Source organism: Bradyrhizobium sp. SZCCHNR1051, assembly GCF_032489615.1.
Classification (GTDB): Bacteria; Pseudomonadota; Alphaproteobacteria; order Rhizobiales; family Xanthobacteraceae; genus Bradyrhizobium.
In genome coordinates this window covers 24,770-42,722 of the sequence record NZ_JAUEYJ010000035.1, presented here as the reverse complement: position 1 = coordinate 42,722, position 17,953 = coordinate 24,770, and the positions used below count along the sequence as shown (strand labels likewise).

General features: G+C 60.0%; 29 protein-coding genes. All 29 read left to right on the top strand.

The window, feature by feature from the left end; translation table 11 throughout:
* The first annotated feature begins 196 nt into the window (after nucleotides 1–196).
* Nucleotides 197–784, top strand: coding sequence for a hypothetical protein (locus tag QW868_RS31735; RefSeq protein ID WP_316232386.1), 588 nt, complete (start codon nucleotides 197–199; stop codon nucleotides 782–784).
* 36 nt (nucleotides 785–820) lie between these two features.
* Nucleotides 821–1,318, top strand: a complete 498-nt coding sequence (locus QW868_RS31730; protein ID WP_315731622.1) for a hypothetical protein — start codon at nucleotides 821–823, stop codon at nucleotides 1,316–1,318.
* Nucleotides 1,315–1,500 carry a hypothetical protein gene (locus tag QW868_RS31725; RefSeq protein ID WP_315731624.1) on the top strand — a complete coding sequence of 62 codons (186 nt, stop codon included), beginning with the start codon at nucleotides 1,315–1,317 and terminating at the stop codon, nucleotides 1,498–1,500. The genes QW868_RS31730 and QW868_RS31725 overlap by 4 nt, the downstream gene beginning before the upstream one ends.
* A 2-nt stretch (nucleotides 1,501–1,502) precedes the next feature.
* Nucleotides 1,503–1,691: a hypothetical protein gene (locus tag QW868_RS31720; protein WP_315731626.1), complete on the top strand. Its 189-nt coding sequence runs from the start codon at nucleotides 1,503–1,505 to the stop codon at nucleotides 1,689–1,691.
* A 14-nt stretch (nucleotides 1,692–1,705) separates the two neighbouring features.
* On the top strand, nucleotides 1,706–1,951 hold the full coding sequence (locus QW868_RS31715; RefSeq protein ID WP_315810777.1) for a hypothetical protein: 246 nt from the start codon (nucleotides 1,706–1,708) through the stop codon (nucleotides 1,949–1,951).
* 160 nt (nucleotides 1,952–2,111) lie between these two features.
* Entirely contained in the window at nucleotides 2,112–2,324 is a 213-nt protein-coding gene (locus QW868_RS31710; protein WP_315731630.1) for a hypothetical protein, read from the top strand.
* 11 nt (nucleotides 2,325–2,335) lie between these two features.
* Nucleotides 2,336–2,755, top strand: coding sequence for a hypothetical protein (locus QW868_RS31705; RefSeq protein WP_315731632.1), 420 nt, complete (start codon nucleotides 2,336–2,338; stop codon nucleotides 2,753–2,755).
* Nucleotides 2,752–4,068, top strand: coding sequence for a phage terminase large subunit (locus QW868_RS31700; protein WP_315731634.1), 1,317 nt, complete (start codon nucleotides 2,752–2,754; stop codon nucleotides 4,066–4,068). Before QW868_RS31705 ends, QW868_RS31700 begins: the two co-directional genes overlap by 4 nt.
* Nucleotides 4,059–4,292 carry a hypothetical protein gene (locus tag QW868_RS31695; RefSeq protein WP_315731636.1) on the top strand — a complete coding sequence of 78 codons (234 nt, stop codon included), beginning with the start codon at nucleotides 4,059–4,061 and terminating at the stop codon, nucleotides 4,290–4,292. Before QW868_RS31700 ends, QW868_RS31695 begins: the two co-directional genes overlap by 10 nt.
* A gap of 34 nt (nucleotides 4,293–4,326) precedes the next feature.
* Nucleotides 4,327–4,875: a hypothetical protein gene (locus QW868_RS31690; protein WP_315731638.1), complete on the top strand. Its 549-nt coding sequence runs from the start codon at nucleotides 4,327–4,329 to the stop codon at nucleotides 4,873–4,875.
* Nucleotides 4,875–5,021, top strand: a complete 147-nt coding sequence (locus QW868_RS31685; protein ID WP_315731640.1) for a hypothetical protein — start codon at nucleotides 4,875–4,877, stop codon at nucleotides 5,019–5,021. The genes QW868_RS31690 and QW868_RS31685 overlap by 1 nt, the downstream gene beginning before the upstream one ends.
* Nucleotides 5,021–5,365, top strand: coding sequence for a hypothetical protein (locus QW868_RS31680; protein ID WP_315731642.1), 345 nt, complete (start codon nucleotides 5,021–5,023; stop codon nucleotides 5,363–5,365). Before QW868_RS31685 ends, QW868_RS31680 begins: the two co-directional genes overlap by 1 nt.
* Nucleotides 5,365–7,080, top strand: a complete 1,716-nt coding sequence (locus QW868_RS31675; RefSeq protein ID WP_315731644.1) for a hypothetical protein — start codon at nucleotides 5,365–5,367, stop codon at nucleotides 7,078–7,080. Before QW868_RS31680 ends, QW868_RS31675 begins: the two co-directional genes overlap by 1 nt.
* Complete coding sequence (locus QW868_RS31670) at nucleotides 7,073–7,366, top strand: hypothetical protein (RefSeq protein WP_315731646.1); 294 nt, start codon at nucleotides 7,073–7,075, stop codon at nucleotides 7,364–7,366. Before QW868_RS31675 ends, QW868_RS31670 begins: the two co-directional genes overlap by 8 nt.
* A gap of 36 nt (nucleotides 7,367–7,402) precedes the next feature.
* A complete protein-coding gene (locus tag QW868_RS31665; protein ID WP_315810782.1) occupies nucleotides 7,403–7,612 on the top strand; it encodes a hypothetical protein in 210 nt (69 codons plus the stop codon).
* Complete coding sequence (locus QW868_RS31660; RefSeq protein WP_315731648.1) at nucleotides 7,609–8,682, top strand: hypothetical protein; 1,074 nt, start codon at nucleotides 7,609–7,611, stop codon at nucleotides 8,680–8,682. Before QW868_RS31665 ends, QW868_RS31660 begins: the two co-directional genes overlap by 4 nt.
* Before the next feature lie 3 nt (nucleotides 8,683–8,685).
* Nucleotides 8,686–9,648: a DUF5309 domain-containing protein gene (locus tag QW868_RS31655; RefSeq protein ID WP_315731650.1), complete on the top strand. Its 963-nt coding sequence runs from the start codon at nucleotides 8,686–8,688 to the stop codon at nucleotides 9,646–9,648.
* A gap of 59 nt (nucleotides 9,649–9,707) precedes the next feature.
* A complete protein-coding gene (locus QW868_RS31650; protein ID WP_315731652.1) occupies nucleotides 9,708–10,094 on the top strand; it encodes a hypothetical protein in 387 nt (128 codons plus the stop codon).
* Nucleotides 10,094–10,585, top strand: a complete 492-nt coding sequence (locus QW868_RS31645) for a hypothetical protein (protein ID WP_315731654.1) — start codon at nucleotides 10,094–10,096, stop codon at nucleotides 10,583–10,585. The genes QW868_RS31650 and QW868_RS31645 overlap by 1 nt, the downstream gene beginning before the upstream one ends.
* On the top strand, nucleotides 10,585–10,905 hold the full coding sequence (locus tag QW868_RS31640) for a hypothetical protein (RefSeq protein ID WP_315731656.1): 321 nt from the start codon (nucleotides 10,585–10,587) through the stop codon (nucleotides 10,903–10,905). Before QW868_RS31645 ends, QW868_RS31640 begins: the two co-directional genes overlap by 1 nt.
* Entirely contained in the window at nucleotides 10,896–11,552 is a 657-nt protein-coding gene (locus QW868_RS31635; RefSeq protein WP_315731658.1) for a hypothetical protein, read from the top strand. The genes QW868_RS31640 and QW868_RS31635 overlap by 10 nt, the downstream gene beginning before the upstream one ends.
* Before the next feature lie 3 nt (nucleotides 11,553–11,555).
* A complete protein-coding gene (locus QW868_RS31630) occupies nucleotides 11,556–11,987 on the top strand; it encodes a hypothetical protein (RefSeq protein WP_315731660.1) in 432 nt (143 codons plus the stop codon).
* Between the two features lies 1 nt (nucleotide 11,988).
* Entirely contained in the window at nucleotides 11,989–13,164 is a 1,176-nt protein-coding gene (locus tag QW868_RS31625) for a hypothetical protein (RefSeq protein ID WP_315731662.1), read from the top strand.
* 35 nt (nucleotides 13,165–13,199) lie between these two features.
* Nucleotides 13,200–14,051, top strand: a complete 852-nt coding sequence (locus tag QW868_RS31620; RefSeq protein ID WP_315731663.1) for a sialate O-acetylesterase — start codon at nucleotides 13,200–13,202, stop codon at nucleotides 14,049–14,051.
* Nucleotides 14,051–14,623 (top strand): hypothetical protein, encoded by a 573-nt coding sequence (locus QW868_RS31615; RefSeq protein ID WP_315731665.1) that lies wholly within the window; start codon nucleotides 14,051–14,053, stop codon nucleotides 14,621–14,623. The genes QW868_RS31620 and QW868_RS31615 overlap by 1 nt, the downstream gene beginning before the upstream one ends.
* Nucleotides 14,623–16,101: a hypothetical protein gene (locus tag QW868_RS31610; protein ID WP_315747733.1), complete on the top strand. Its 1,479-nt coding sequence runs from the start codon at nucleotides 14,623–14,625 to the stop codon at nucleotides 16,099–16,101. The genes QW868_RS31615 and QW868_RS31610 overlap by 1 nt, the downstream gene beginning before the upstream one ends.
* Nucleotides 16,098–16,412 (top strand): hypothetical protein, encoded by a 315-nt coding sequence (locus QW868_RS31605; protein ID WP_315731669.1) that lies wholly within the window; start codon nucleotides 16,098–16,100, stop codon nucleotides 16,410–16,412. Before QW868_RS31610 ends, QW868_RS31605 begins: the two co-directional genes overlap by 4 nt.
* Complete coding sequence (locus QW868_RS31600) at nucleotides 16,369–16,812, top strand: hypothetical protein (protein ID WP_315731671.1); 444 nt, start codon at nucleotides 16,369–16,371, stop codon at nucleotides 16,810–16,812. The genes QW868_RS31605 and QW868_RS31600 overlap by 44 nt, the downstream gene beginning before the upstream one ends.
* Nucleotides 16,812–17,951 (top strand): tail fiber domain-containing protein, encoded by a 1,140-nt coding sequence (locus QW868_RS31595; RefSeq protein WP_315731673.1) that lies wholly within the window; start codon nucleotides 16,812–16,814, stop codon nucleotides 17,949–17,951. Before QW868_RS31600 ends, QW868_RS31595 begins: the two co-directional genes overlap by 1 nt.
* Nucleotides 17,952–17,953: the final 2 nt, after the last annotated feature.

Here is a 17,953-nt window from a genome sequence, read left to right as displayed (position 1 = left end):
CTATTCGACGAAGGATTGCCTTTGCTCGCACGCATGACCGGGAAAGGCCCGGATAGCGTCCGCTCCTTTGTCGCAAAGTGCCTGAAGGCGGCCGGGGACGATGCGGTGATAGTCCTCGGTCTGATCGAGGATGCTGACAGAAATCAAGTCGTTGACCCCTCAGCCTGGATAGCTGCGCGCCTGAAAGGAACGCAAAATGGACCGCAAGCAGGAAACAAAATCATTCAAGCCGCTGACGATCTCTGCCGAAAAATTGCCGGCTTCGATGGGCCAGCACGAGGAGGCGGTGTCATACGCAGCGGAGAGAGCTCGGTTGCTCCTCGGCTGTTATCGCACCGGTGATGCGAACGATCCTGAGACCTATGTGGCTGCAATTGCAGCGATTCTATCAAAATATCCGTTATGGGTTGTAACCCAGGTCACGCACCCAACTACTGGACTTCCCTCGCGCAAGAATTGGCTTCCTACGGTCAAGGAAGTAACCGACGCATGCATTGATGTTCTCGCGCCGGTCGCTGAACGCGAAGCAAGAACGCAGAGAGTACGGGAGCAGCTTGCTGAACGAGAACGGATCGAGAGTATCCGCCGCCCGACCTATCATGAGCTTCAGGCCAAGTATGGGAAAGATTTCGGTATTTCACGAAGCGAAGTCTTGGCAAAGACGGCGACGCTCGCGCCGACCGCGGATCAGATCCGCCACCACTATGCCCACTATAATCTTGGATTCGCTCCGAAAGAAACCGCTGACGAATCCGACATATTCACAGAAATCAAACCTGATTAGTTGGGGAATATCCGCAAATCAGCGCATTATCAGCACATGTCGATCGCCGAACTACGTGACCGCCTCCGGGATATTCCCGGTATCGAGACCATGACCATGCAGACGGTCATGGGACGGCAACTGTTCGGATTGAACGGGAAGTTGATTGGCGTGCCGGTGACGGCGGATGATGCCGAGATCGAGCGGGTGATCCGCCTGGCGATCTCGAGCGACAAGGCCGGGGAGATCATTCCGAGTCCGTCCGCGGCGCTGTTGCCTGAACTGACGCAGACCAAACCTGAACCGAGGGCCACGATGAGCGGAAGCTTTGCAGCCAGCATCAAGGCAATGGTGGACGCGGCCAAGGCCGATCTCGAGCAAGCTAAGGCGGATGGTCTCGCCGAGGTGCAGGGCGCTATCGGGAAGCTTGGCGAGGCCAAGAGCGCCGTCAAGCACGTCACCGGCTCAATGGCAAGGTCCATTCACGGGCAGGTGGATGACATCATGGCCGAGCTCGGGCAGATCACCAACGACCTTGGGGGCGACGCGCAATGAGCACCGGGATCATGCAGATCAAGGAACTGCTGGGGGATATCCCGGATATCGGAACGGTCACGATGCGATACGAGAACGGTGGACGGACCGAAGTCTATTCGATCGGCTCGAAGCAGGTTCGCATTCCCGCAGGAACACCGGACGCAGCAACAGCCATTCGCACGGCTTTGAAGGGGAACTGACAATGGCCCGTCTCACCGCAGATGACCGGAAGAAATTGCCGGCAAAAGACTTCGCTGGCCCGGGACGCTCGTTTCCAATCCCAGACAAGGCCCACGCCCGCGCTGCACTGCAAGACATACCGAAAGCCGACCTGACGCTGAAGGAAGCGGCGAAGATCAGGTCTGCGGCATACAAGAAGCTTGGGAAGTGAGGCCCTTGAAGTAAATGGCGAAAGTTCCTGCCGATATCCGATCTTTAGCGCGGTCGCATACCGATACCGCAATTCAGGCATTGGCGACCATTGCAGCGCGCGGGAAATCGGAGCCAGCGCGGGTGTCGGCGGCATCTGTGCTTCTCGACCGTGGATGGGGAAAGGCGCCGCAACCGATCTCCGGCGATCCCGAGGGTGAGGCGATCAAACTGATCCACCGCATCGAGCGTGTCATCGTTCCGGCAAAGGGGGAAGAGTGATGGGGGCTTCTACATCGACACAGGTCGTTCGGATCGAATCCAAGACGCGGCCATGGGGCGAGAACAGGCCGCTGACCGCTCCTCCGGAGGGCGTGCGTGAACTGACAGAGGCCGAGGCAAAGGCGCTTGCCAAGGCATTCCCACCGCTCCGGGGATAGCCATGCTGGTCACGGTCATTGCCGTCCTCTGCAGTCTCACCGGCGAGGTCTGCCGGGAGCAGGTCATCACGGACCAAGCGAAGGACTTGGAGTGCGTCTACAAGTCCCAGGAGAGTGTTGCGGATTGGATGATGCAGCACCCGCAGTACAGCCACGGATGGCGGGTGGCGCAGATCAAGTGCATCAGGGTCATTCGGAAGGACTCGGCGGCATAACGGGGGCTTAAGTGACGGACGTTCAACGGCTGCAGGACCGGATCGAACAGCTCGAGCATGTGCTTGGGGTGGGGCGATCGTTTACGGACCGGTTGCGTGAGTTGTTCGGGTTGGAGACGGAAAAGGCCATTGTCCTCGGCATGCTCTACAAACGGGAGTTCGTCACGAGGGATGGGCTTTACACGGTATTGTACGGAAGCCGGCCGGAATGCGATTGGCCGGACGAGAAGGTGCTCGATCTCCAAATCTTCATGCTTCGGCGAGCGATCAAGAGCACTGGAGTAACGATCACGACGAAATGGGGCGCGGGCTGGTACATGCCGGCTGACTCGAAAGCGGTGATCCGCGGCCGGATCGAGGCGCAGCAGCTCGAGGTCGCGGCTGTGGCTTCGCTGCGTGATCGGCGGCTGGCGTTCCTGGATGGCCGGTGAAAACCCTCCGCATCAAAACAGCGAAGGTATTTGAGCCGCTGCTTGCGCCGGCGCCATACAAGGCTGCGTATGGCGGACGAGGCAGCGGGAAAAGCCATTTCTTCGGGGAAAGCGCGGTTGAGGACGCGATGCGCTTTCCCGGCGACTTCGGCGAGGGCATGCGGATGGTCTGCATCCGAGAGGTGCAGAAGACATTGGCGAGCTCGTCCAAGCAAATCATCTCGGACAAGATCGCCAAGCTAGGCCTGGGGGAAGTGGACGGGTTCCGGATCTATCATGATCGGATTCAGACACCGAAAGACGGCATCATCATCTTCAACGGCATGACCGACCATACCGCGGAGTCGATCAAGTCGCTGGAGGGATTCAAACGGGCTTGGATCGACGAGGCGCAATCGCTTACCGCACGATCGCTGTCATTGCTTCGCCCGACGATCCACCGCTGGGACGATGCCGAGATATGGGCGAGTTGGAACCCTCGCCGAAAATCGGATGCGATCGACGACTTCTTCCGGGGGCCGAACGGACCGCCGCCGAAATCCATCGTGGTGAATGCGAACTGGCGGGATAATCCGTTTTGGAGCCGGGCCGCTGAAGAGGAGCGCCAGCTCGAACTGAAGCTTTACCCGGAGCGATATCCGCATACGTACGAGGGCGAATATGCCAAGGCATTTGAAGGGGCGTATTTCGCCGCGATGCTGGCTGAAGCGAAGCTCAAGGGCCGGATCGTCAAGAACCTGTCGGCCGATCCGCTATTGCCGCTCCGGATCTTCATCGACATAGGCGGGGCTGGGGCTAGCGCTGACGCCTTCACGATGTGGGTCGAGCAGTGGGTCGAGGACCGAATCCTGGTGCTGGACTATTACGAGAGCGTCGGCCAGGTCCTGGCGACCCACGTCCATTGGCTGCGATCGCGCGGCTATGAGAAGGCGCAGCTTTATCTCCCGCACGATGGGGTGGCGACGAACAACATCACCGGCAAGCGGTACGAAGATCATTTAAGGGAAGCCGGATTCGCTACGACCGTGATCCCAAATCAGGGCCGCGGCGCTGCGGCGATGCGGATCGAGGCAGTGCGAAGGCTGGCACCGAAGATTTGGTTCGATGAGGAGCGCACTGAGCCGGGCAGGGAAGCGCTTGGGTTCTATCACGAGAAGCGAGACACGGAACGGAACATTGGACTCGGCCCGGAGCATGATTGGAGTTCGCACGGCGCGGACAGCTTCGGGCTTGGGGCCGTCTGCTATGAACCTCCGGCGCAGAGCGCGAATTTCGGACGGAAGATCAACTATGGGGATTCAGGATGGCGGTAATTGACATCCCACAGCACCTCTACGACCGAGAGATCAACTTCTCGATCTCCTGTTTTTGGGATGGCGGTTTCATGGTCAAGCTCGGGGACGATCTGAACGGGTTCCTCGCCGAGGAGACCGTGAGCACCTTTGACGAGGCGCTGGCATGGTTGGAGCTGACGGCGGACGAGCACTACCCAGAACGGTTCCAAAACGCCCCAGCGGTAAGCTCGGACTATGGCTAAGCCTAAGAAAATGGACGTCCTCGAGCTAAAGGCCATGCTGGCGTCCGAAAAGGCGTCCGCACTGGCCGCCATGAGCGCTGCAAACCTCATGGAGGAGCGCTCGCGGGCGATGGAATACTACCTTGGCGAGATGCGGCGTGACATGCCGGCGCCGGAGGGACGATCGCGCGCGGTCTCGACGGATGTGTCAGACACTATCGAAGGCCTGATGCCGCAGTTGATGGACATCTTCGCCGGCTCTGACGAAGTGGTCCGGTTCGAGCCGGTCGGCCCCGAGGACGAGGCCGCAGCGCAGCAAGAGACGGATTACGTCAACCACGTCTTCATGCAGAAGAACCCCGGATTCATGGTGCTGTACGGGTTCGTGAAAGACGCGCTGTTGTCGAAAGTCGGTATCGTGAAGGTGTGGTGGGACGAGCGCGAGGAAGAAAGCCGCGAGACGTATTACGACCTGACCGAGGACCAGTATGTGATGCTGGCTCAAGAGGTCGAGGAATCGGACGGCCAGATGGAGATCATCGAGCACTCGGTACACGACGGCACAGGTGAAGAGATCGAGGACGAGGTGGAGGCGACAAGCTGATGGCCGATGAACCAAAACCTGAGAACGTCATCGACATGAAGGCGCAGGGCCGCCTCATCCAGGAAGCGAGAGAAGCGCGGGCCAAACGTGAGGCTGAGCGTAAGGCGCAGTATCCCGGCGGCATCGACGATATGGACCTTGGATGATGGGTGACGCTCTCGACGACGAAAGCATGATCAAGGGCGCGGTCAGACCGTTCGGAGTCTCTGTCGATTACGACGACACGTTCACGAGCTGCAAAGAGACTTGGACCGCAGTGATCGCGGTCCTAAGGATGGCTGGCGCCCGCGTTGTGTGTGTCACGTCCAGGCGCCCTGAAATGGTTGTCAGCGACTTCCCCGGCGAGGTCTTCTATTGCTCTGGCCGGCCGAAACGGGAGGTCATGCACGAGCATGGCGTGGATATCCATGTTTGGATTGACGATCAGCCGGAATATATTGGGCAAGATCCGAACAGGCTGCTGCTCAAATCGCTTGCGGGGATCGTCTGATGGGTGATGCCGGACTTCCCATGCAGCCGCAATTGCCTGTTCCGGCCGCGCCGCAGATGCCGGCCATCCAGCCGCCTGCGCCGCGGTTCCATGACGTCACCATTCGCACGACCAAGAAGCTATCCCAGGCCCGCGTTCTCGGAGTTCCACCGGAAGAGTTCGGCATCGAGCGCGGCGCTCGCGATCTGCGCACCTGCAACTATTGCTTCCATCAGGTCGTCACCAAGACCCGAGCCGATCTGAAGGGCGAGGGCTACGATGCGGAACAGATCGATGGCTTGACCGCCTATACCGGTATTACAGATGTTGAGACCAATTCCCGCGACACCGTGCAAGAGCATATGTTCGCGACCAACGCGATGAACCCGGCGGCTGAATACATCAAGCTCACCGAGCATTATGTCCGGATGGACTATGAGGGCACCGGACGGCCGTGTCTGTATCAGGTGATCACCGGAGGCGATCAGGGCGACATCCTGCGCAAGGATGGCAAGGACTGCATCACGCCATTCGATGCGGTGCCATTCGCCGCGACCACACCAGTTCCGATGACGCATCGCTTCTTCGGGCGGTCGATCGCCGATCTAGTGATGCCGCTGCAGCGCGAAAAGACTGCAATGAAGCGGGGTGCGCTGGATAACATCTATTTGCACAACAATCCGCGCGTCGAGGTCTCTAAGTCGCACGCTGATGCGAACACGCTGGACGATTTGCTCGTGTCTCGTCCCGGGGGCGTGGTCCGCACCGCCCAGCCCGGCGGCCTCAATTGGCAGACTGTCCCGGACGTCACCGGGTCGATCTATCCGATGCTGCAATACATCGACGCTGAGCTGGAAGCCCGCACTGGCCTATCGAAGCAATCCCAGGGCGTTGATGCCAACGCGCTACAGAACCAATCGGCGACCGCGGTAGCTCAGGTCTTCTCGGCCTCACAGATGCGTGTCAAGCTGATTGCGCGCGTCATGGGCGAGGGCGTCCGCGACATCTTCGCATTGTTGCACGCCACGATCCGCAAGCACGGCCAGCAGGCTCAGACTGTCCGCTTGAGAAATCAGTGGATAAATGTTGACCCGCGCGCTTGGAAGACGCGGGACGATATGACGATCAATGTCGGTCTTGGAACCGGCGGGAAAGCGCAGCAGTTCGCGCAGCAGATGGCGATTGCGAACGTGCAGAAAGAGCTAGCCGCCGCAGGCAAGACCAACATCGTCGATGACGACAAGCTATACAATACCGCGGCAGAGCTGACCAAGATCATGGGGCACAAGAACCCGGATCGGTTCTTCAACGATCCGAGCGCGACCAATCCACAAACCGGGCAACTGTTGCATCCTGCGCCGCCGCCCCAGCCAGATCCCAAGACGCAGGCGATTCAGGCCAAGGCGCAGGTGGATCAACAGACCGCGGCACATAAGGCCCAGCTTGCCCAGCAGCAGGCGCAGAATGATGCGATTCACCAGCAGGTGAAGACGCAGGCCGAAATCGAACTCGCCAAGATCAAGGCCGAGCTCGATGCCAAGCTGAAGATCATCGAGGCCCATTTCAAGGTCGAGGCGGCACATCAGAAGGCGCAGCACGACCACATCGCCGGGCAACATCAGATCGCCGGCCAGGTGCTCGGGCTGGTCTCAGCGGCGCATCAGCACGATACTGCGATGGCGCACAAACAGGCCGACCACGAGGCGCGACAGCAGGAAAGCAAGCGGGATGAGTGAAGACCGCGAAGTCACCGCCGCTCGCGGCCGCCGAGCGCAGGAACTGCTCGACGACGATCTGCTCAAGGACGCCTTCAAGGCCCTTGAGGAAGGCTATGTGTCCGCCTGGCGCACCACGGCGGTAGACAACGTGACCGGACGGGAAAAGCTGTTCCTGGCGATCAACGTCGTCGGCAAGGTCAAGGATCATCTCACCAAGGTAGCGGCAGACGGCCGGCTGGCGGCGGCTGAGATCAAGGCCATGGCCGACGAGCACGAGCGGCGGAAGCGGTTCGGCATCCTCTAAAATCTTTCCCAAACGCGCTCATGGGAACATGCGTCCATGAAGCCCGAACCGCGAGATATCGGCCCGCTTGCATGCGACGACTGCGCCTTTCAGGTTGCGGCCGACAATTCAGCATTTTTCTGTGTTCGCCGATCGCCGGATGCGCAGACGACTGACGGTCGCGCGCAGTGGCCGAAGATCGAGCGCGGTGGCCTGCCTGCATTCAAGGGCTGTGGCGATGGGCGCCGACACAAGGGCAACGCATGACCGAAGAGACCACCCAAGCGCCAGCCATCCCCGAGAGCTTTTCCAGCCCGGATGAGGCCGCGCGCTTCTGGACGCAGGCCCAAGTTGAGCAGCCTGCCCAGGAAGAGAATTCATCCGCAGAGAGCGCCGAACCGGCGACCGCGGAACATGAATCGGCCGATGAGGCCGACACCGCCCCTCTTGAGGAGGCTCCCGGTGAGACCGAAGGCAGCGACCCGGAGGCTGAACAGCTTCCCCCCGTCGAGCGCCCGCGATCTTGGAGTAAGGACGACGACGCCGATTGGAAGGCTCTGCCACGTGCCGCGCAAGAGAAGATTGCGGCCCGAGAACACGCCCGAGAGACCGAGCTTCGTCGGACTCAGAATGATGCCGCTGAAAAGCTCAAAGGCCTAACAGCCAAGGAGCAGGCAGCGGAACAGGCGAGACAAGCCGCAGAGACCAAAGCCAAGCAAGCCTACGACGTGTTGCTGCGTGAGCAGGTGCGCGACTTCCCGGACGTCAGGTCCATGGATGATGTGACCAAGCTCGCTCAGACTGATCCGCTTCGATACATCCAGTGGCAGGCCCACCAGCAAGAGCTGCAGGTCCAAGCCGCTGTGGTGAAGGAAGCGGAGCAGCGGAGTAACCAGGAGAAGCAGAGCAAGCGATCGGCGTATGCTGAAGCGCAGACGGCTGCATTGCGAGAGAAAATACCGGACTATGCCGACGCTGCAAAGCTGCAGGCGGCCCGCGAAAAGGCTCTCCCGCTCCTGAGCGAATACGGACTTGATCTCCCCACCCTCAACAAGTGGGCCGAGACCGACGCCGGATTCGAAATCCTCCAGCATGCCGGTTTCCAGCATCTGATCGCAGACCTGTTGAAGGCCCGCGACACGGAAGCTGCGAGACAGAAAGCAGCCAAGGCCCCGGTCACGAAAGCGGTCCCGCCCGTTGTGCGACCCGGCGCACGCCAGAGCGGAGGCCAAAGTTCGGCCCTGCAGTCGGCGACGCAGACTTTCAACCTCAATCCTACGCCGCAGAACGCAGCCAAGCTGGCTGTGGCCCGGCGTGCAGCCTCCTCAAGGAATTAAACCATGACGATGCCCGTCAATACGATGACCACCTACACCGCGATCGGCAACCGAGAAGACCTCTCGGACATGATCTATCGCATCGATCCCACCGATACCCCGTTCATGACCGGTGTCGAGCGCGAGAAAGCGACCGCGGTCAATCACGAATGGCAGACCCAGGCTCTCGCCGCGGCCGCTGCGAATGCCCAGCTCGAAGGCGACGATCCGACCGACGTCGCGACCACGCCGACCGTTCGCCTCGGCAATATCGCGCAGATCTCCTACAAGATCGCCCGCGTCACCGGTACCCAGCAGGCTGTTCAGCATGCCGGCCGCGATAACGAGCTGGCCTATCAGGAGATGCTGAAAGGCCTCGAGCTGAAGCGCGATATGGAAACGGTGCTCGCCGGCACCAACCAAGCCAAGGCCACCGGCAACTCGACTACGGCGCGCAATACCGCCTCCGTGTTGTCCTGGATCAAGAGCAACACCAACAAGGCCACGGCAGGAACCGCGGGCGTCGATCCTGCCGCGGCTGACGGCACCGGTACTCGTACGGACGGTACGCAGATCGCGTTCACCGAAACCCGCCTCAAGAGCGTGCTGTCCTCGATCTGGACCAACGGCGGTAAGCCCGGAACCATCATGACGGGCGCGTTCAACAAGCAGGTGTTCTCGACCTTCACCGGCCGTGCCACCACCATCGAGGATACCAAGTCCAAGAAGATCATTGCTTCGGTGGATGCCTACGAGTCCGACTTCGGCAAGCTCAGTGTCGTCGCCAACCGCTTCTCGCGCGCCCGCGACGTTCTGGTGCTGCAGATGGACATGTGGGCGGTCGCCTTCCTCAACGGCCGCAACATGATCTCGCTGCCGCTAGCGAAGACCGGCGACAGCGATCGGCGCCAGATCCTCTCAGAATATGCCCTCGTTGCCCGCAATGAAAAGGCGAACGGCGGCGTGTTCGACAATACGACCTCTTAAGCCTCACGGCATCACCGCGGGCGGCTACGGCCGCTCGCATCATCCTTCTGGAGGCTTCTATGGCACTTCCCGTTTCACGTCCTTTCTACGATGCGCCGGCGCAGGCCAGCACGGCGTCCATCGGTGCAACCCCGGCCGCTGCGGTCGCCGTTGCTCCGGTCTCCGGTATTCTCCAGCGTGTGCTGGCGTCGGCTGGCGGCACGACCACCGGCACCATCGCGGTATCCGTCACGATCAACGGCGGCTCGGATGTCACCGGTGGCGGTCTCACCATCGCGGCCGGCACCGGTGCGCGCAATAACCCGCCCTATGAGCTTGCTCTGGTCGGGGCTGGTGCGACTTCGGGCGTCTATGTCGCCGAGGGCGATCTGATCACCTTCACCCCCTCCGGCGGCGGTGGCGCCTCGATCCCTGGCGCCTTCGTGGCAATGATCCGGGCCTTCTGATGCAGATCACTAACCCCTCTGCATCATTCACGCGGCCGAACAACACCACGGCCTATGCGTCGGGCCAGCTCGTCGCCAACTCGACCACGGCGGGGTCGGTGGTGCCGATGTCGTTCGTGCTGGGCAACCAGTTCCCGATGGGCAACTTCCGCCTGACCCGAGCTCGACTTGTGAAATCCGGAACGACCGTCACGAACGCCACGTTCCGGATCATGCTCTATCAGGCCGCTGCTCCCACAGTCACCAACGGGGACGGTGGTGCGTATCTTAGCACAGGAGCCGCGAACTGGCTCGGCAACATCGACGTCACCAGCATGCTCGCGTTCTCGGACGGAGCGGCGGGGACCGGATCGTTCCCGGCGGGTTCTGAAGCCTTCATCCGCTGCACCACCGGAAGCACGGTTTATGCGCTCCTGATGGCGCAGGGGGCCTATGCACCGGCCGCCAACGAAGTCTTCACCCTCACCATTGAGGAACTGGACACGTACTGATGTCGATTGCGCGCTTTCACCTCGATCCTAACGGCCAGGACCTTGCGATTGAGCATATCCAGGACGTTGAACCTGTTCTGGATTGGAACAAAGAAGCGCGCCGCGACGAGCAGCGAAGCGATTGGGGACGGCATGTCGCACGCATCCCGAACGTGATCTATGTGAAGTGGCTCGACGAGGAGCATGCGAAGGGCAACACGCATCTTCGCATGTTCACCGAGGAGTTCGATAAGATTGTTCAGAAGAAGCTTCAAGACCCGGAATGGAGCTATCTCCGCGTTGACAAGCCAGCCTTACAAGTAGGTTGGTCATGGGGTTGATCGCAGACTATACCTCGCTCCAAGCCGCCGTCGTGGAATACCTCGCGCGCGACCAGGATACGGTCCTGATCGCTCGTATTCCGACGTTCATCCAGTTGTTCGAGGCTAAGATGAACCGCGCGCTGTTCGTGCGGCAGATGGAATCGAGGGCAACTGCGCTGACAGACAACACGCTGGCCGAACCGGAGTTCATTGCGCTTCCTGCCGATTTCCAATCGATGCGGCGGATCAGGGTCTCAAGCGCCACCGGAAAGCCTCTGCTCGACTTCAAGTCAACCGTGCAGATGGACGAATACCGCTATGCCAATGCCAATGTGACCGGACAGCCGCAGTTCTTCTCGATTTTCGGAAACGAGATCGAATTAGCGCCGACGCCGGACGCTCCATACACCATCGAGATGATCTACCGCGCCAACATCCCGCCGCTTGCAACGAACTCGACGAATTGGCTGCTGACGCTGGCGCCGGACGCATATCTCTATGGGACACTGCTGGAATCCGCCCCGTACATCAAGGAAGACAACCGCATCCAGACTTGGGCGCTCGGGCTCAAGACGACGTTGGACGATCTGAATTCGCTCGGAATGACCTCGACCTTCAACGCGGGGCCGATGACGGTCCGCGCATCGGGTCTTAACGTCTGGTGATCCATGGCCGCATTTAACAAATTCCAGGTCTTCGTACAGGACATTGCATCTGGTAAGCATCAGATGCAGACCGGGACGACCCACGTCTTCAAGGTCTATCTCACCAACACCGCTCCGGTCGCAACGAACACGACGTACAATACCCCGGCTGACCTCGCGACGGCAAACGGCTACACGGCAGGCGGCGCCTCGATCGGAACCGTGACCGGAGCGCAGACCGCCGGCACCTTCAAATTCACCGGGGGCACCAATCCGAGCTGGACTGCAGCGGGCGGCTCGATCGGACCATATCAGTATGCCGTGCTTTACAATTCGACAGCCGCCGGAACGCCTTTGATCGGCTGGTGGGACTACGGGACCGCCATCACCTTGACCAATGGCAACACCTTCACCGTGACGCTGGATGCGGTGAACGGCATCTTGACGATCGCCTAAGATGGCAGATTTCATCACCAATTGCGGATTTGTCCCGACCGCAGGCGGAACAACGGACTGGACCTATTCGAGTGCGGTCGGTGGCTATCAGAGCCCGGTCAACGCGCAGGCCGTCAACGGCTCGCTCTATGTCGTCCGGGCTCAGAGCGCGGATCTGACACAGTGGGAATATGCGGTAGGGGCGTATAGCAGCACCGGGGCCGGCACATTCGCCCGTACTACCGTGCTCTACAACTCTTCCGCAACAGGCACGAAGCAGGGCGGGGCTGGCACCAAGATCAACTTCACGACTGCACCGGCGATCGTCGCGGTAGTCGCGCTTGCGGAAGAACTCCTTCCATCGAATGTCGCAATTCCATGCGGGCGGCTTACGCTGACCAGCGGAACGCCAATCACGACCGCGGATGTTACGGCGGCTACAAATGTCTATTATACGCCGTACAACGGCAACATCATTACGCTCTATGATGGCGCGATCTGGGTTCCCGTCAAGTTCACCGAAATCACGCTCGCGCTTACCGGACTGACCGCAAACACAAATTATGACGTGTGGGGACGCATCAATTCCGGCGCTCTTGCCCTCGATACCACGGCATGGACAAATGCCACCACGCGCGCGACCGCGATTGCGCAGCAAGACGGAGTTGACGTCAAAAGCGGAGATGCTACGCGACGTCTGCTTGGGACGATCCGGATCACCGGAACGACCGGGCAATGCGAAGACAGCATTGCGCGTCGCTATGTCTCCAATCGGTACAACGATGTTCCGCGACCAATGCAGGTCAACGATCCGGCCTCGACATGGGCCTACAGCACAGCGACGTGGCGCCAGGCCAACGGAAACACGGCAAACCAACTTGATTATGTCTGCTGCGTGGCTCGCCTGGTTCAAGCAATCGTATCCGCTGCGGTCGTCACGACCGTTACGTGCAATGTTTCTGTTGGTATCGGGATAGATGTGGTTCCGACTGCAAGCAGCGGCTCCATGTTCATTACCGCGAATGCGATCGCGAGCTCAGGGTCACTCCCCACAACTGCTTATTATGCTGGTACTCCAGGGGTTGGAAGGCATTTCCTGACGTGGATCGAGATCGGCTGGGGGACCGGGACGCAGACGTGGATCGGAACTAACTTGCCGGCGACGCTATCCGGCATCGTCGGAACGGTGAACGGATAATGTTTGGCCTCCTGCTCGGGAAAGCTCCAGCGGTGATGAACGACCCCTATAGTCTGGCGCCTCTCATCCCGAATGTGACGGGAGGACAGACCAACGAGACCGTTCAAGACTGGAACAACACCAACGGAAAAACACCCGTTGATGTCTCGACGCTGAGTAATCCCATTGTCGGGATTCTCGTTGGTCAGTCGCTCTCGACCAATTGCGTGAATGGCACCTATTCGCCGACCGGCGGCACGGCCTACAACTTCAATATCGGAAACGGTGGGACCTATCAGGCATCAGATCCATTGCTCGGATGTACCGGCTATCATCCGAACCTGCCAAGCAATCCATGGCCGACCGGCTCCTGGTTCACCAGGCTGCCGGACAAGATCAAGGCACGCAGCATCACCCGGCCGGTTATCCTGGTCCCGATCGGAGTCGGAGGCTCGAATGTCTACGATTGGCAAAATCCATCCATCGGCACCGGCGGAGGCAATTTCGCTCGTTTCGCTGTGACTGCAAAACGACTGGCGTCAAGGGGTCTCACTCCGTCGTTTGTCTATTGGCAGCAGGGCGAAAGCAATAACGGCAACACGACACAGGCTCAATATTCAGCCGCGCTTTCCAGCGTCATCACGGACGGCATCCGGGCGCAATGGGCAAGCGTCCCAATCCTGATCGCGATCTCGACCTACATCAACAATCTGACAGATTCGAATGTTGCAGCGGCACAAGCGGCGGCAGTGAACAACCCGGCCGGGATCTATGCTGGCGCCAATGGCGACAGCCTAACATCGGGAGGAGGCTACCGACAGTCAGACAATACCCATTGGAACACGACCGGAGCTGACGCCTATGCTGGCCTCGCCGACACCGCCCTGCACAATGCCGGGGTGTACTGATGATCTTCGACGCCATTGGTCATCTTGCTATCGGTCAGCTTCCGGCCGCCGGCAATTCCGTATTATCGGCGAGCTTCGGCAGCTTCACCGAAAGCGGTCAAGGCGTGGTGTTCTCGATCTCTCTTCCCGATACGGTCGCAAGCTATATCCTGACGGGTTATGCCGCTAACCTATCACCAAGTCTGACTGCAACTACCGTCTCTTTCGCTGAAACCGGTAATGCGGCTCCGCTTGCCGTCAGCATCAACGCTGTTTCAGCCCCTTATGTTTTATCGGGTCAATCGGTCACGTTCAGTGGATCTGGTGCCGCGCTTGGCAACGGGATATTCGCGCTATCAGGACAATCCATCGTCTTCGCGACGCAAATCGCTGTCCTCGGGACATCCTACGCGCTGACCGGCTTCGATACGCATTACAACCGGGATCACATCAATTGGGTATGGTCGGTTGGCCCATCTGGGGCGTGGAGCGCGAGCGGACTCCCGTCATCGACATGGACGCCGGCCGGTCTTCCCTCGACGACATGGAGCAATGATCCGGCGCAACAAATCTCACCTCCTGAGGTCCACTGATGCTTAAATACGGACCATGGAATCCCGATACCAGCGACTACGAGTCGCAACAGGTCAACACTATCCTGAACGTGATTCCGCGCGCGGATGGCTATGGGCCATTTCCGAGCAATGCGCCATACACCAAGACGCTCCCAGCCCCATGCCGAGGGGCATTTTATGCGATCTCGTCGAGCGGCCCATCCAGCGGGGCCGTGACCGTGTTCGCGGGAACGTCAACGAAGCTCTACAAGCTCAACAACACGGACTATAGCTGGACTGATGTCTCGTTAGCCGGCGGGAGCTATGCGGCCCTGTCCTCCACCGCGCAATGGCAGTTCGCCCAAACTGGCAATTTGGTCTTCGCGACCCAGGCTAACAACGTTCTGCAGGTCTTCGATTTGTCGTCCTCGACAGCATTCGGGAACGCGCTGGGTTCACCCCCGCAGGCGGCCTATATCAGCGTCATCGGCCGGTTCTTGGTGCTCTCCGGGCTGCTCTCGACCCCGTACCGCATTCAATGGTCGGGTCTGAACGATTTCAACTCTGCGACGAGCTGGACGGTCGGCACCAATAGCGCCGACTTCCAGGACTTCCCGGATGGTGGCATTGTCCGAGGGATCGCCGGTGGCACGCAATCCGGGGTGATCTTCCAAGACACTTCTATCCGATCTATGGCCTATGTAGCCGGCGCGCCGTACATCTTCCAGATCGATCGGATCGCCCAGGACAAGGGCCTCTATGGCCCGTATTCGATCATCCGAGCCGGCGAGAACATCCTGTTCTATGCCTCGAACGGCTTCCACAAGATCGTTCCTGGCTCACCGCCGCAACCGATCGGGCGGGAACGGGTAGATCGCACCTTCCTCTCCGATCTCGACAAGGGCAATCTTCAGCTCTTCATGGGCGCAGCAGATCCGCGCTCAACCCGGGTCTATTGGGCCTACAAATCGGTGGCCGGTGCGGCTGGCGGATACGACAAGCTTCTAGGCTACGATTACCTCCTGGATCAGTTCTTCCCGGTCTCTTCCTCCGGGCAATTCCTGCTCGGCATTTCTCAATCCGGCATCACCCTTGAGCAGTTGGACGCGATCTCGAGCAGCATCGACGCGATGACGCTCCCGCTCGATTCCTACCCGAGTGCGGTGCAGCCACAACTCGGCCAGTTCGACACCTCGAATATCCTCGGCGTCTTCGCCGGTTCAAACATGGAAGCAACGATCCTGACCGGTGAGCAGGGCGGGGACGAGGACCGGCTGAACCTGCGCGGTTTCCGCCCGATCACCGATGCGCCGACCGTCTACGGGAAGCTGTCCTATCGCGATACCCAACAGGCCGCATCGATCCAGACCTCCGAAATGGGGCTGTCGAGGATTGGCAAGATCGATATCCGCAGAGATACGAGATATGCGCGTTTTCAAATTCGGATGCCGGCCGGTACGAACTGGTCGTTTGCCGCCGGGATCGTCCCCGATTTCATTCCGGGGGGCAAACGGTGACGGTCTACCTACCGGCGATCACCGAAACCGACCTGAAGAAGGTCATTCTGGCGCTACAGCAGCTTGGGGCCGGCCGGTCAAATGCCACCGGAACGCTCACCTTGGCTGCCAGTGCCGCGAGCACCACCATTTCTGACAAGAACTGTTCTGCCGGGTCAGTGGTGATCCCGATCCCGACCACGGCAAACGCTGCGACGGAGCTCGGCAACGGCACCATGTACCTGAGCGCTGTTTCAAATGGCTCGTTCACCTTCACCCATGCGAACAATGTCCAAACCGACCGCATCTTCAAATACGCCATCACGGGTTGATCTGCTCTGCATCGAGCCAGGATCTACGACGGCGAGGGTTTGGCCGGCGTGCAAGCACCTGATCCGAAGGGCAATCGAACGCACCAACCTGAGCGACTTCGCCCAGATCGAGCGGGATGTGCTGGAAGGCAGGCAACTGCTTTGGTTGGCCTGGAACGGAACGACGATCGAGGCGGCCGCCACCACCGAGCTCGCGATCGCGAATGGAACCAAGACGTGCCTCATTGTTGCCTGCTCCGGCACAAACCGGGACCGATGGCTGCATCTGATCGAGCCGATCGAGGCCTACGCGAAGGCTGAGGGCTGTTCAAAGATGCGGATTATCGGCCGCAAAGCCTGGGAACGGGTTCTGAACGGGTATCGTGCACAATACGCCATCATGGAAAAGGACTTCGCCTGATGGGGAGCAGCAGTTCCACCACCACCCAGCAGAGCCAGAGCAGCCCGTGGGCACCGGCTATGCCGGCGGTCAATGGGTTGTTTGGTCAGCTTCAGGGCTTGATCCCGAACGTTGGCGTAACCTCACCGGAACAGGGCGCGATCAATCAGTTGACGGCTAACGGTCAGGCCGGGAATCCCTATGCCTCTTCGATCGGAGGAGTGGCGAATAGTCTCTTGAACGGCGGCGGCGCGACGAATGAAGCCGGCCGAGTCAACCAGAATTATCAGAACTACTACGCCGCTACCAACCCACTTGCGTCGAACACGAACTACGACCCGATGCAGACGCCGGGGATCGGCGATCAACTCCAGGCCCTCAAGGACTCGATCACGACCGGGGTGAACGGCCAGTTCGCCGCGGCGGGTCGGGACATGAGCGGCTATAATCAGAAAGCCTTGGGCCAGGGTCTCACTGCTGGCCTCGCCCCGGTAATCACGGCGCAATACAATCAGAACGTCCAGAACCAGCAGGGCGCGGCGAACAACCTCTACAACGCCGGGAACACCACGACCTCGGCTTTGACCGGGATGAACACGCAGGCCAACGCGAACAAGGTAGCGGGCATTGGTGCGGCCGGCGAGGCCAACACCGCCCAGAATTGGGGACCGCAACAGGTCATAACGGCGCAGGAACTCGCCAAGTCGATTCCGTCGTCAAACCTCGGTTTGCTCGCGCAGATCGGCATTCCGTTAGCCGCGCTCGGAACCAACTCGAGCGGGACGAGCAACAGCCAGAACACCCCATCGTTGTTGCAGGATATCACCGGGATTGGAGGCCTATTCTCCTCCGGAGCCGGCGGAACGTCGGCTGCGGCAGGAATGGGCCAAGCGGCGGCGGGTGGCGCTTCCGGGATCATGGGCATGCTCGGGCTGTTATCCGATCGCCGGGCCAAAGAGGACATCGAGCAGGTGGGGACGCTGTTCGACGGAACTCCGGTCTATCGCTACCGCTATATCGGGCTGCCGACAGTCCATATCGGGCTAATGGCGGATGATGTCGAGAAAGACAAGCCAGAAGCGGTTATGGAGATCGGCGGCCTCAAGCGCGTTGATTACAAGATTGCGACTGATCAGGCGGTTGCGATGGGGGCACGTTAATG

Bases quoted from the DNA above. Each gene is read 5' to 3' on its own strand.
- QW868_RS31735 (WP_316232386.1), top strand. From the start codon at position 197: ATGGACCGCAAGCAGGAAACAAAATCATTCAAGCCGCTGACGATCTCT.
- QW868_RS31730 (WP_315731622.1), top strand. From the start codon at position 821: ATGTCGATCGCCGAACTACGTGACCGCCTCCGGGATATTCCCGGTATC.
- QW868_RS31725 (WP_315731624.1), top strand. From the start codon at position 1,315: ATGAGCACCGGGATCATGCAGATCAAGGAACTGCTGGGGGATATCCCG.
- QW868_RS31720 (WP_315731626.1), top strand. From the start codon at position 1,503: ATGGCCCGTCTCACCGCAGATGACCGGAAGAAATTGCCGGCAAAAGAC.
- QW868_RS31715 (WP_315810777.1), top strand. From the start codon at position 1,706: ATGGCGAAAGTTCCTGCCGATATCCGATCTTTAGCGCGGTCGCATACC.
- QW868_RS31710 (WP_315731630.1), top strand. From the start codon at position 2,112: ATGCTGGTCACGGTCATTGCCGTCCTCTGCAGTCTCACCGGCGAGGTC.
- QW868_RS31695 (WP_315731636.1), top strand. From the start codon at position 4,059: ATGGCGGTAATTGACATCCCACAGCACCTCTACGACCGAGAGATCAAC.
- QW868_RS31690 (WP_315731638.1), top strand. From the start codon at position 4,327: ATGCTGGCGTCCGAAAAGGCGTCCGCACTGGCCGCCATGAGCGCTGCA.
- QW868_RS31685 (WP_315731640.1), top strand. From the start codon at position 4,875: ATGGCCGATGAACCAAAACCTGAGAACGTCATCGACATGAAGGCGCAG.
- QW868_RS31680 (WP_315731642.1), top strand. From the start codon at position 5,021: ATGGGTGACGCTCTCGACGACGAAAGCATGATCAAGGGCGCGGTCAGA.
- QW868_RS31675 (WP_315731644.1), top strand. From the start codon at position 5,365: ATGGGTGATGCCGGACTTCCCATGCAGCCGCAATTGCCTGTTCCGGCC.
- QW868_RS31670 (WP_315731646.1), top strand. From the start codon at position 7,073: ATGAGTGAAGACCGCGAAGTCACCGCCGCTCGCGGCCGCCGAGCGCAG.
- QW868_RS31665 (WP_315810782.1), top strand. From the start codon at position 7,403: ATGAAGCCCGAACCGCGAGATATCGGCCCGCTTGCATGCGACGACTGC.
- QW868_RS31660 (WP_315731648.1), top strand. From the start codon at position 7,609: ATGACCGAAGAGACCACCCAAGCGCCAGCCATCCCCGAGAGCTTTTCC.
- QW868_RS31655 (WP_315731650.1), top strand. From the start codon at position 8,686: ATGACGATGCCCGTCAATACGATGACCACCTACACCGCGATCGGCAAC.
- QW868_RS31650 (WP_315731652.1), top strand. From the start codon at position 9,708: ATGGCACTTCCCGTTTCACGTCCTTTCTACGATGCGCCGGCGCAGGCC.
- QW868_RS31645 (WP_315731654.1), top strand. From the start codon at position 10,094: ATGCAGATCACTAACCCCTCTGCATCATTCACGCGGCCGAACAACACC.
- QW868_RS31640 (WP_315731656.1), top strand. From the start codon at position 10,585: ATGTCGATTGCGCGCTTTCACCTCGATCCTAACGGCCAGGACCTTGCG.
- QW868_RS31635 (WP_315731658.1), top strand. From the start codon at position 10,896: ATGGGGTTGATCGCAGACTATACCTCGCTCCAAGCCGCCGTCGTGGAA.
- QW868_RS31630 (WP_315731660.1), top strand. From the start codon at position 11,556: ATGGCCGCATTTAACAAATTCCAGGTCTTCGTACAGGACATTGCATCT.
- QW868_RS31625 (WP_315731662.1), top strand. From the start codon at position 11,989: ATGGCAGATTTCATCACCAATTGCGGATTTGTCCCGACCGCAGGCGGA.
- QW868_RS31620 (WP_315731663.1), top strand. From the start codon at position 13,200: ATGAACGACCCCTATAGTCTGGCGCCTCTCATCCCGAATGTGACGGGA.
- QW868_RS31615 (WP_315731665.1), top strand. From the start codon at position 14,051: ATGATCTTCGACGCCATTGGTCATCTTGCTATCGGTCAGCTTCCGGCC.
- QW868_RS31610 (WP_315747733.1), top strand. From the start codon at position 14,623: ATGCTTAAATACGGACCATGGAATCCCGATACCAGCGACTACGAGTCG.
- QW868_RS31600 (WP_315731671.1), top strand. From the start codon at position 16,369: ATGTCCAAACCGACCGCATCTTCAAATACGCCATCACGGGTTGATCTG.
- QW868_RS31595 (WP_315731673.1), top strand. From the start codon at position 16,812: ATGGGGAGCAGCAGTTCCACCACCACCCAGCAGAGCCAGAGCAGCCCG.